The following is a 12,279-nucleotide window of genomic DNA, read 5'->3' as shown; positions in this document are numbered from 1 at the left end:
AGTAAAAGAAATAGAGATTAAAAATCTCTAAATCTATTTTCCTATGTCTTCAAGAGCAGCACTGATTTGTGCCATAATTTGATCGGTTTTGAAGTGTTGTTGATCCATAGCACCGGATGGACATGCACCTACACATGTACCGCATCCTTTACATAATGCAGTGTTAATTTCTGCGTGATGACTTCCAGAGTCTTCGACAATGGAAATAGCAGCAAATGGACATAATTCAACACAAACTTCACAAGCACCACAAATACCTTCATCAGTACGTGCTACGATAGGTTCGATTTCTACTTGACCTTTAGCCATTGGGATAGCTGCTCTGGATGCTGCAGCTGAACCTTGTGCTACTGAGTCAGGAATATCTTTAGGACCTTGAGCTACACCAGCAATGTAAACACCGTCAGTTAAGGTGTCAACAGGTCTGAGTTTAGGGTGAGCTTCCATGTAGAATCCGTCTGCGGATTTGGAAACACCTAAGGTTTGTCTGAGTTCGTCAGATCCTGCAGAGTGTTCGAGACCAACACTTAATACAACTAAGTCGTAAGTGTATTCGGTTACTTTACCGAGTAAAGTATCTTCTGCTCTGATGGTTAAGGTTAAATCATCATTTTCGAAGATTTGTGCAGGTCTACCTCTGATAAATTCAATTCCGTATTTTTCTTGAGAGGTTTTGTAGAACTCTTCGTATTCTTTACCGAATGAACGAATATCCATGTAGTAACAAGTTACTTCAGTGTCAGGTTCGTGGTCAATACATAATTGAGCGTTTTTCATGGAGTACATACAACATACTCTTGAACAGTAAGGTTTACCGATTTGCTCATCTCTTGAACCAACACAGTGGATAAATGCAACACGTTTAGGTTCGATACCATCGGAAGGTTTGATAACGTGTCCACCAGTAGGACCTGATGCGTTAATCATTCTTTCAATTTCCATTGCAGTAATTACGTTTGAGTAACGGCCGTATCCGTATTGGTAAATACTGGAAGGATCGAATGGATCGTAACCGATAGCTGCGATAATAGTACCAACTTCTAATTCGATTTCTTCAGCTTGTTGGTTGTGGTCGATTGCGTCTGGTCCACAAGCTTGTACACATAAGTTACATTCGATACAGTAGTCTTTATCGATAGTTGCGCATAAAGGTACAGCTTGAGGGAAAGGAATGTAAGCAGCTTTTACCATACCGACACCTTCGTCGTAGTAGTTAGGTATTTCGATAGGACAAGCTTCTTGACATGCACCACATCCAGTACATAAAGATTCATCGACATATCTTGGTTTTTTCTCAACTTTTACATTGAAGTTTCCGATGTATCCGTCTACTTCTTTAACTTCAGCGTAAGAAATTAATTCAATATTTTCATGTTTGAATGCGTCTACCATTTTTGGAGCTAAAATACACATTGAACAGTCAAGAGTAGGGAAAGTTTTATCTAATTGTCCCATTCTTCCACCAATGGTAGGGTTTCTTTCTACCATGTAGGTTTTGAATCCCATATCTCCTAAATCTAAAGCGGTTTGAATACCAGCTACTCCACCACCGATAACTAATGCTTTGTTATCTACTGCTACTTTGGTAGCTTCTAATGGTTCGAGTAATCTTGCTTTAGCAACAGCCATACGAGTTAAGTCTTTAGCTTTTTCAGTAGCTTCTTCTGGTAATGACATGTGTACCCAGGAGTCTTGTTCTCTTAAGTTAGCAAATTCAAATAAAAATTTGTTTAATCCTGCTTCTTCAACACATCTACGGAAAGTAGGTTCGTGAAGACGAGGGGAACAAGCTGCTACAACAATACGGTTCAAGTTTTTCTCTTTAATGTCTTCTTGGATTAAAGCTTGACCAGGGTCAGAACACATATATTTGTAATCAGTTGCGTGAACAACGCCAGGTAAGGTCTTAGCGTATTCAGCTACTTCAGGACAGTCAACTACTCCACCAATGTTTACACCACAGTGGCAGACGTAAACTCCTATCCTTAATTCTTCATTATTATCTCTTATTTCTTCTGCCATAATTTTCACCTTGTACAAGTGTGCGAAATTATCTAACATATAGAGTTAGATATTAAATATGTAGTTGGAACACATTTATAAAGCTTTCTGAAAAAATATGGGAGTAAAGTATATATATGATGAAATAAAATAATCCTAAAAACAGCTTTAATTAAAAAATAAAGCTTTATAAGAGCTATTTTAAAATTTAATATATTCTTATCAAAGATTTTTAGGAAAGCAAAAATATTAATTAACAAAAAAATGTCAGATTAACATGATTATAAGGGGCAAAGTTACAAGGGAAAAAACCGTGTTGATTAATATGCAATCAGAGGTCAGCTCAAAGTCCAGCTTGTAGGTTATTGCCAAAATTAAGGATAACATACCTGAGGGCATAGCCGCTTCAATTACAGTAACATTATATTGCAAATCAACAAGTCCTAAAAATGAAACTATGATTAATGCTATTAATGGGAAAAATGCCAGCTTCATAATCGATGTAAATATAATCATGGCCTTGGAACGCTTAATACCCGCCAAATCAATGGAGATACCTAAGGATAACATGATTAAAGGAATAGCACCGTCACCCAAATAATTTACAGTATTTTCCAAAACCGGACCAATTGGAATATTCAATAAATTAAGAGAGATTCCCATGATAATTGCCCATAATGGAGGGAAAAGTGCTATTTTTTTAACTGCTGTTTTTGTACTGCCTCCAAATTTTAAAACCAGCGCAAATGACAATATCAGGAATATGATCATGGTAGCGATATCACAAAATATTGCTCTTAAAAATCCTTCATGACCATATATACCTAAATTAACGGGATATCCCATAAATGCAGTATTTGCAATCATTACAGTTACCAAAACACTCCATAGTTTCTTATCCGATAAGTTAAGCATTTTCAAAATGAAAAATGATATGATTCCGGTTACAAAAGATGAGGCTAAAATAATAAATGGAAGTACTCCCAATTGAGGAATCAAAGATAAATCTGCTGAATAAAGAGCAGAAAAAATCATGCATGGCAATAAAATATAAATCACTATATTATTTAACACATCCACATCATTAACGGATATGAAATCGATTCGCTTTAGAATATATCCCAAAGCAATCATCAAAACAATAGATAAAATAGTAATTTCAATAGCATTCATTATAAAAAAGTAGTTAATTAAAATATTTAAAATTAAAGGAAAAAGAAAAAATAGATGAAGATATTTAATCTACAATACCTTCATTAGTGATTTTGAATACACATTCTCCTTCAGGCAAATGAGGACTGTCAACTAAACGAGCAATTCTTTTACCTGCAAGTCCTTTTTTAAGCCAAATTCTGTAAGTGGAAGCGTGTCCTAATACGTGACCACCAATAGCTTTAGTAGGACTACCGAAGAATGAATCTGGTTTAGCTTGAACTTGGTTTGTAATAAATACAGCTACATTGTATGTGTTAGCAATCTGCTGAAGGGAATGTAAATGCTGATTTAATTTTTGTTGCCTTACAGCTAAGGACTCTCTTCCAACGTATTCTGCTCTGAAGTGAGCCATTAATGAATCAACAATAACCAACTTAACATTAGTACCGCTTTGAATGAGTTCATTGATTTTATCAACCATCAATATTTGGTGAGAGGAATTAAATGCACGGGCAACATGAATTCTTTGTAAAACACTTTCTACATCCAATTCAAAACCGTTTGCAATTTGTTTAATTCTTTCAGGACGGAATGTGTTTTCAGTATCAACAAATACACAGTCTCCATCAAGACCACCTAATTCTTCAGGTAATTGAACAGTAACAGCTAATTCATGAGAAATTTGACTTTTACCGGATCCAAATTCACCAAATACTTCTGTAATAGCTTGAGTTTCAATACCCCCTGCAATCAAATCATTGAATCCTTTACTTCCTACAGAAATATGACCAACATCTTTTCTTCTTTCATCAACTTCTAATGCAGTTTCAAAACCAATATCTTCAGCTTTACGTGCAGCTTCAATAACTTTTTCAGCAACACCCTCACCAATTTCAGCTTTAACGGATAATTCTTTTGGAGTAGCAGTAGCTAATCTCATCATATCTGCAAAACCTGCATCTCTTAATTTTTCTGCTGTTTTTTCACCGACACTTGGTAAATCTTCTAATTCCACCATAATAATCCATCCTTAATTTGTTTTAATAGTATTTTTGTAAAATTTTTCTTGGGTTGAGTTTTCTATCCTCATTATATTCGTCATAACTAACATTTGCAATAATTTCTACAGTGAGTCCTTCTAAATCTTCAATTCTTCCATCTAAAGCACCAGGCTCATCACTAACTATGTTAACTATTTCTTCTTTTGGCATTTCTAATAAATCTTCAACTAAATTGTCAAAGAATGTTAGAGTAATTTCACCAGTTTCATCCTCTAATGTAGCAGGAATCATGATTGTAGTTCTTGGTTCATCAAAGGTTTCACCACAGAAATCACATATGCTTTCACTGTCAACATCCAAGTTTCCAATATTGTTACCACAGTGAGGACATTTTCTAAGAAGTAACCTGTCCGGATTAACCTCCTTAAGAGTTCCGGTAACACGGACATTAACGTCATTGTCTTCAATTGCCTCGATTTCTTTTGGAACATAAATAGCTTCTTTTAGTTCATCAAAAGAAGGCAAATTCATTAATTCCTCATCACTAGGTTTGACAATAGCGGTTGAACCTGCAATGTTTAAAGTTAACTGATCATTGTATAAGTCTACTCTAGGATTTTGTATTTTGATTGCTTCTCCTTCATCAAATTCTCTTTTAGCATTATCTCCCCATAAAGATACTCTAATCGCTTGAGAATTATCAGCAATTTCTATATTTCTAAGTAAGTATTTACTGCCGTCATCTCTTTCCAATTCACGAGCTTCAAATACTTCAAATATTCTACCGATGACGTAAACATTTTCATCATACTCGTCCAAATCAGAAATTTCACGATATTCATAAATCATTTTTTCTAATGTTTCAAATGACGGTAAGAATTTAGCGTCATCTTCAGATAATTTAATAACTCTTGAGGAGGATCCGATATTTAAACTAATTGAATCCATACTGAATCTGACTCTTGCATTTTCAAGCAAATAAGCACTGCCTACTTCCAATTCTATTTGAGATTTATCATCCCATAAAGATAATTGAACGACTTCAGTACCATCAGAAAATGATGCTGAACGTACTTTTCCTTGGCTGCCGTCAGATGGTCTTTCAAATGTTCTAACATCCCCTACAGACATTATTCTACCCATAACATCAACGTCAACATTTTCTTCATCACCTAATACCACTTGTTCTATTGGCATTGGTTGTAATTTTTCTCTGATGGAATCAAATATTGATAAATCCTCTTCAGATAAATTTTTAGGATTTACACTGACTTGAGTTGAGAAATTGGTATTGATGGAATGGCCTTCTTGAGTATATTCATCATAAACAACATTTCCACCAATTAATTTAACAATATCCCCTTTGTTAATATCTAAATCAGCACTGTCTCCCCACAATGTTACTCTAATAGAGCCAGTGTCATCAGTGATGTTAAAGTTTCTTAACTGACCTTCACTTTTATCGGATTTCCTGATAAATTTCCTTACATCCTGGATTTTAGTAACAACTCCGATGATTTCAATGTCACTGTCGCCATCATCCAAATCACCGATTTTTGAAATTTCATGTTCAAAATCAGGAACTTCAAAATCACCTTTTATTATTCTTCCATCCCAATGGGTTAAAGATTTTTCATCATTTCTTTCTCTTACTTGAGCTTGAAGGATTTTAACAGTGTCTCCATCATTTAAATCTAATGATTCAATTAAATCAACGTTATTATTCCATAAAGTGTATGAGATTGTTCCGGAAGCATCCTGAAGTTCTAAGGATGCAACTTTACCTTCCTTACCATTTTTATTATATGATCTGATTGGCGGGATTCTGGTAATTCTTGCAATAATATTGACTTTGGTATCAGCTTCAACATCCTTAATAGGAGTAATTTCTTCTTCATAAATTGGATAATCTTCAGGGTTAGCGTCAACTGCTTTTTCAAATACTGATCTTGGTCTCATTGTAGCTTCAAGACCGGAGTATCCGTCTTTAATGTCTACTCCTGCAACATGAACAATGTCTCCTTCGGAAATATTTTTTAAATGTTTAATATTTTCTGTCCATAAAACAACACGAATTTTACCGGTTTTATCTTCAACATCAACATTACATACTTTACCGGAGTTTCCTTTACGTGTTTTGAATGATCTTGGATTACTTATCGTTTTTACAACACCAATGAATGATTTGTCTTTGTCACCATCTTCAAGCAATCCGATATTATCGCTGGAATATTCTTCCCTATCGGTTAAAACTTCATTTTCCTTTTCAACATAACGGCCTATGATTTGATCAGCAAATGTTTCTTCATTCATGAAAGAAACATTTAAATTTTCTTTTTTAAGTTTGTTCATTTCATTCAGGAATTCATCTTCTGAAATGAATTCTTTAATTTGGTCGTATTTTTCCAAAAGTTCATCTGTCATTACAACTTCTTCAAAAGTTGAATCATCATTATTTTCTTCTAGAGAATCTTCAGTTTTTGAAATGTCATCTGCACCAATATGATTTTTAACAACTTCTTTAGCAACGTCTACCTCATCCATAAAAGGTAAATCTTCGAAATCAGGGCGAACTTCATCCATTTCGGCTAAAAATTCTTCTTCAGAGAGTATATCTTTGACTTTATTATATTGTTCTAAAATTTCTTTTTCCATACCAAACCCCTCATTAGAAAGTTAATTATTATTTTGTATTTTACTATAATATAAGTGATGTGGGAGAGCATTTGAAGAGTATTCTGCGATACTAAAATTGCTTAAAATGCCTTAAATCTTAAATAAATATATTAAAATGTGATGATTATTAATATGCATTAGGATTTTTCTTAACAACAGTTTTTATCATTATACCAATATCTAATCCAATATGCCAGTTTTCTACGTATTCTATATCGTATTCAATACGTTTTTTAATAGACGTATCTCCTCTACAACCATGAATCTGAGCCCAACCAGTAATGCCTGGTCTGACCTGATGCTTAACCATGTACTTAGGAATTTCTTTTCTGAACTCATCGACAAAATATGGTCTTTCGGGTCTGGGACCGACAACACTCATGTCCCCTTTCAAAACATTGAAAAATTGAGGCAGCTCATCAATACTGGTTTTTCTAATAAAATCCCCAACCTTAGTTTTTCTGGGATCGTCCCTTGTAGTCCATTCTGATTTTTCGTCATTAGGACTTTGAACCTTCATACTACGGAATTTGTACATTTCAAAAGGTTTACCGTGAAATCCGATTCTTTCCTGTTTAAATATAATTGGACCTGGAGACGTTAATTTAATTGCAATGGCTGTAAGAATCATTATTGGAGAAGTTATAATAATGGCTATTATTGCGATAATATAATCTGAAAGGAATTTTATAGCTTTATTAAATGCATCATCCAAAGGAACATACCTTATATTAATAATTGGAATATCTTCAATCATGTCAACTGACGGTTGAGCAGGAAAATACCTTATATAATCTGGAATGATTTCAGCCTTTATTCCAACACGCTCACAGCTTTCCACTAATTCATTGATTTTATAATAATATTTCAATGGAATAGCCAAAACAACACGGTCATAATTATTGTTTTCTAAAACTTTATCCAAATCTGTAAATGAACCGATAATCTTACTTCCTTCTATTTCCATGCCGACACGATTACTTCTTCCTAAAAATCCACTAATATCAAAACCCAAATACGGATTGTTTCTAATTTTTCGTGCAAAGGTAAATGCTAAATCATTATCTCCGACAATGAGAATATGTTTGAGATTTCTATTGTTAATGCGTATTTTTTTAAGAAAGCTTCTGACAATAAATCTTTCAATGATACCGAATACTGAAGCAGTAATTCCTAAAAGAAAGAGCATGATTCTTGAGAAATTAGGCTCATTTATAATAAATAATATAGCAACTAACACGACAAAGGCCACAATATTAACTTTAATAATCTGAGTGGCCTCAGAAAAAATTGTTTTATAGGTTCTGCGAGGTTTATATAATCCAAAGGAAAAATACAAAATTATATAAACTGGAATTACGGCCAATATTAAGAAGAACAGATAATTTTGAAGTGGTAAATGTCCTCCAATAGGTCCGAACATGGTGGTTTTAAAACGTAACCACCAGGAAATAGCCAGAGATATGGAAATAACGGCCACATCCATTAAGACCAGAATTAAATTTAATGTTTTTTGATTTTCTCTTATCATATATTAACCACGAAAATTAGTTAATATTATAATATAGACTTCATTAATATTTAATTTTTCTTTTTAAAAATATTCAAAAATAGCTTTAAAACACACAATACTGCGATTCCCAAATAAACAACCAGATTGGTTAAAAAATTAGATTCATGAGCATGATGTTTTTTATAATAAATATACATTGCCCTGTAAAACTCATAAATAAGCTTAGGCTTTTGTTTTGTACTGCTGGCGCCTTTAAAATGAGTGATTTTATCCTTCCCATAGTAAATTATTTTCCAATTTGCATCCTTAATCCTATAACACAAATCAATGTCTTCACCATACATGAAAAATGTCTCATCCAGAAAACCAATATCATCCAAGACCTTTTTTCGGGTAAAAATAAAAGCGCCGGTTAAGCAATCTATTTCATAAATGCCATTATCGTCCAAATCGTCCAAATTATAATTATCGTCCTTGCTCTTTGTTGGAATGTGGAATAATCTGAAAAAAGAGTTTTTTACATTTGGAAAACTTCTTTTGCATGCTTTATCGAGAGAATTGTCTTCCAAAAGCACCTGACAGCCGCAGGCACCGACATCAGGATTATTTTCCATGTAACTGTAAATGTCTGCTAACGTATTTTCCCAAACTATCGTATCGGAGTTTAAAAGCAAAACATATTTTGAATCAACGACTTCTAAAGCCTGATTATTACCTGCGGCAAAACCTCTGTTTGTTTTTGATGCGATGAATCTAACTTTGTCATTGAAATATTGCCTTAGTTTTGATAAACTGTCATCCGGAGATGCATTATCAACGACAATGACTTCTACACTAAAGGGGTAAGAGTATTCCAATATGGAATTAATAGTGTTTTTAGTTAATTCAAATGTTCCGTAATTTACTATTACAACCGATAAATCCATGATAATTCACTTTTTTAGAAATTTTAATGTATTTATAATTAATTTGTATTCCAGTCTGAAATAATTTTTTAAATTAGATTTTTTAAAAGATACCTTATTAATTTTATTTTTGGTATTTAAGCCCTCTTTCAGTCCACTAAGATAGATTGAACCAAATCCCTTTTTTAAAAAGAATATATATTTTATCAGAAAGCCTAAAAATAAAAATATGAAATTGATTATCTTTAATGGAATTGGGAGATTTTTATAAACCGTCCAGACATTGTTTCTAGCGGCGATCTTTACCTTAAACTCATTATATCTGCTGCCGCTTGTAGCACTTCCAATGTGATAGACAATAGCATCAGGACACAGCAAGTTTCTATATCCATAGATCTGTGATCTGATTGCCAAATCAACATCTTCCATATATGCAAAGAAGTTATCATCAAAACTTCCGATTTCTTCCAATACTGATTTTTTATATAATGCAGCCCCCGCACAGCTTGAAAAGATTTCAAAAACTTCCGAATACTTATCTGAATTCTGATTTTCGCCTATCTTTTTAGTCCATGCAAGTAAGTTATACTCATCTCCCGCATCATCAATCAGCTGTTTATTGGCTGCCTGAAGCATTTTTGCCTGAACAGAAAACACCCCATCGTCCTGAATCAAATCAAGCATTGCCTTGATAGATCCCTTTTCAATTTCAGTGTCATTATTGAGAGAAAATATATAGTCATATTTTGATTTTGATATTCCCTGATTTACAGCAGGTGCAAAACCAAGATTTTCATCATTTTTTATTACGACAACAGGAAAATTAAAATTATTTTCCCGAATATAGTCCAGACTAGAATCATCAGATCCGTTATCAATAATTATAACTTCACCAATGCATTCACTGTCCTGATTAAGCGAATTAAAATAATTTTTTAAAAATTTAACTCCATTGTAATTTGGAGTGACCACTGAAACTTTCATATTAATCTAAATAGAATTTTTAAATTTTTTCCACATTATATAATATAACTTAGGGTTTAATAAAAATAACTTAATTTTAAGAGCGAATTTCTTATCCCCTTTAAATTTGGATAATTTATCAAACAAATCCAACTCCTTCATTTTTTGAATAACATCATCATAATCATAATTATGATAAAAAAAGAAGTTCATATTGCCGAAAATAGCTCTTGGAATTCTGGAAGTTTGAATTAATTCAGCCAAATCATTTTGATTTTGCCTTTTGAAAAAGTCAGCCAAATCCTCTAAAACAGGAATGTAATCAAAACGCTTAAGCTTTGAAGTATTGATTAATGACTCCTGATGCTGCAAATAATAATAGGTAATTTCATTACTGATTTTAATAGAATCTCCATAGCTCAATGCCCTTAAAGCAAAATCAGTGTCTTCACCGTAACTTACATCTTCACGGAATTTAAGATTATATTTTTTAATAATATCCAGCTTATATGACAATTGGACAAAATTAAAAGGGATTTTCATTTCCAGTTCCTGTTTAATGAACTCTTTGGTTGTAATTTCATCAACATCATAAATATGGGGATCTGTAATATTATCATTTTCTTTTTTAACCATCTGCGATAAGGAAAAATCATATTGAGGATTATAGAGCTCCTTTAAATGATTTGTTAAAATATAATCGTCCCCATCGACAAATACTATATATTCACCTCGGGCTAGAGAAATTCCTTTGTTTCTTGCAGCGCTGACTCCTTTATTTTTCTGGTGAATAATCTGATTATTAATGTCTGAGTTTTCAAAAGTTTCTTTGACAATATCCAAGGTTCTGTCACCGGATCCGTCATCAACCACAATTACTTCAAAATCATCAAAGTCCTGATTAATTATTGAATCCAAAGTGGCTTTAATATAGTCTTCCTCATTAAAAACGGGTAATATTATACTTATCTTTATATTATCCATTTTTTTCACCTTCATTCAAAGCAAAATCAACTATTCTTTTTGAAGCATTGCCGTTAATTTCATCGAATTGAGTTTTTATAAATGAATCCAAACTGGATAAGTCAATGCCTTCGTCAATGCATGCAACCAATTCATCTGTTGTATGAACAATCGGTCCCGGAAGATCTTTTTTATAATCCAGGTAAAACCCACGCTCATTGGATAGATAATTTTCCAAATCATAAGCAAAAAATATTATAGGTTTATTTAAAAGACCAAATTCGATCATTATGGAAGAATAATCTGTTATTAATATATCAGACAACAATAAGAGTTCCTGTTCATTTTTATAATCACTGCAATCAATATACTCCCCGTTAACAGAAATTTCTGAAGAATAGAATTTCTTTATTTTAGGATGAAGTCTCAAAAGCAAAACATATTCATCGGAAAGTCTTTTATTGAATTCCTCCAAGTCCAAATAATTGAAAACGTTGTTGAATTCCTCATCTTCTCTAAAAGTTGGAGCGTATAAAATGATTTTTTTGGTGGAATCCACACCATATTTCTTATTAAAATCATCCCTTAATTTATCAATGTCATGATTTTTGAAATAATAATCCGCCCTTGGAAGGCCCAGAGGTTTGATTTTAAATTTATCAATTTGAAAAGCTTCTGAATAATAATCTTCAATATGTTTTGAAGTAGTTATCAAGTAATCAGTATTATTGGATATCATTTTAAGCATTGAAGCGTTTTCCACACTTCCGCCAAACTTTTTAAAAGCTCCCGGCGCATGCCATAGCTGGATAACAGTTGTCTGATTATTGCATTTCATGAAAGCAAATGGGAAGAAATTGTCATTTAAAAAGATATATTTTGAAGTGGCTAATTTTTTCAAAGAACCTAATGACAATTTATCCTTATAATAAAAATTAAAGTTGAAATTTCCTCTTTTTTCGAATTCATCTTTAATATATTCAAGATTTCCGCTGAACGATTCATTGGAATCCACAATGAAAGAAATTAAATTATTGTCTATGGGAAGTTTAGTGAAAATATTAAATAATTTTCCAAAAATTTTATGTTTCAAATACATTTG

At 32.7% G+C, this 12,279-nt stretch carries 9 protein-coding genes; all 9 read right to left on the bottom strand.

Annotated features, from left to right (window positions below):
* Positions 1–33: 33 nt before the first annotated feature.
* Positions 34–2,022: a 4Fe-4S binding protein gene (locus tag ACKI44_RS11640; RefSeq protein ID WP_407424580.1), complete on the bottom strand. Its 1,989-nt coding sequence runs from the start codon at positions 2,020–2,022 to the stop codon at positions 34–36.
* Positions 2,023–2,268: 246 nt separating this feature from the next.
* The gene (locus tag ACKI44_RS11635) at positions 2,269–3,174 is read right to left on the bottom strand and encodes an AEC family transporter (RefSeq protein WP_407424578.1); all 906 of its coding nucleotides are present in this window, start codon (positions 3,172–3,174) and stop codon (positions 2,269–2,271) included.
* Between the two features lie 64 nt (positions 3,175–3,238).
* Positions 3,239–4,174: a DNA repair and recombination protein RadA gene (gene radA, locus ACKI44_RS11630; RefSeq protein WP_407424576.1), complete on the bottom strand. Its 936-nt coding sequence runs from the start codon at positions 4,172–4,174 to the stop codon at positions 3,239–3,241.
* A 22-nt stretch (positions 4,175–4,196) separates the two neighbouring features.
* The gene (locus ACKI44_RS11625) at positions 4,197–6,812 is read right to left on the bottom strand and encodes an OB-fold nucleic acid binding domain-containing protein (RefSeq protein ID WP_407424574.1); all 2,616 of its coding nucleotides are present in this window, start codon (positions 6,810–6,812) and stop codon (positions 4,197–4,199) included.
* Positions 6,813–6,960: 148 nt separating this feature from the next.
* Entirely contained in the window at positions 6,961–8,364 is a 1,404-nt protein-coding gene (locus tag ACKI44_RS11620) for an undecaprenyl-phosphate glucose phosphotransferase (RefSeq protein ID WP_407424571.1), read from the bottom strand.
* Between the two features lie 50 nt (positions 8,365–8,414).
* Positions 8,415–9,272 (bottom strand): glycosyltransferase family 2 protein, encoded by an 858-nt coding sequence (locus tag ACKI44_RS11615; RefSeq protein WP_407424569.1) that lies wholly within the window; start codon positions 9,270–9,272, stop codon positions 8,415–8,417.
* Between the two features lie 6 nt (positions 9,273–9,278).
* Positions 9,279–10,235: a glycosyltransferase family 2 protein gene (locus ACKI44_RS11610; RefSeq protein WP_407424567.1), complete on the bottom strand. Its 957-nt coding sequence runs from the start codon at positions 10,233–10,235 to the stop codon at positions 9,279–9,281.
* A gap of 6 nt (positions 10,236–10,241) precedes the next feature.
* The gene (locus ACKI44_RS11605; RefSeq protein WP_407424565.1) at positions 10,242–11,198 is read right to left on the bottom strand and encodes a glycosyltransferase family 2 protein; all 957 of its coding nucleotides are present in this window, start codon (positions 11,196–11,198) and stop codon (positions 10,242–10,244) included.
* Positions 11,191–12,276, bottom strand: coding sequence for a CDP-glycerol glycerophosphotransferase family protein (locus ACKI44_RS11600; RefSeq protein ID WP_407424563.1), 1,086 nt, complete (start codon positions 12,274–12,276; stop codon positions 11,191–11,193). The genes ACKI44_RS11605 and ACKI44_RS11600 overlap by 8 nt, the downstream gene beginning before the upstream one ends.
* Positions 12,277–12,279: the final 3 nt, after the last annotated feature.

It is taken from the genome of Methanobrevibacter sp. (assembly GCF_045646205.1).
Classification (GTDB): domain Archaea; phylum Methanobacteriota; class Methanobacteria; order Methanobacteriales; family Methanobacteriaceae; genus Methanocatella.
This window is presented reverse-complemented; position numbering and strand designations above follow the sequence as displayed.

Bases quoted from the DNA above. Each gene is read 5' to 3' on its own strand.
- ACKI44_RS11640 (WP_407424580.1), bottom strand. From the start codon at position 2,022: ATGGCAGAAGAAATAAGAGATAATAATGAAGAATTAAGGATAGGAGTT.
- ACKI44_RS11635 (WP_407424578.1), bottom strand. From the start codon at position 3,174: ATGAATGCTATTGAAATTACTATTTTATCTATTGTTTTGATGATTGCT.
- radA (WP_407424576.1), bottom strand. From the start codon at position 4,174: ATGGTGGAATTAGAAGATTTACCAAGTGTCGGTGAAAAAACAGCAGAA.
- ACKI44_RS11625 (WP_407424574.1), bottom strand. From the start codon at position 6,812: ATGGAAAAAGAAATTTTAGAACAATATAATAAAGTCAAAGATATACTC.
- ACKI44_RS11620 (WP_407424571.1), bottom strand. From the start codon at position 8,364: ATGATAAGAGAAAATCAAAAAACATTAAATTTAATTCTGGTCTTAATG.
- ACKI44_RS11615 (WP_407424569.1), bottom strand. From the start codon at position 9,272: ATGGATTTATCGGTTGTAATAGTAAATTACGGAACATTTGAATTAACT.
- ACKI44_RS11610 (WP_407424567.1), bottom strand. From the start codon at position 10,235: ATGAAAGTTTCAGTGGTCACTCCAAATTACAATGGAGTTAAATTTTTA.
- ACKI44_RS11605 (WP_407424565.1), bottom strand. From the start codon at position 11,198: ATGGATAATATAAAGATAAGTATAATATTACCCGTTTTTAATGAGGAA.
- ACKI44_RS11600 (WP_407424563.1), bottom strand. From the start codon at position 12,276: ATGTATTTGAAACATAAAATTTTTGGAAAATTATTTAATATTTTCACT.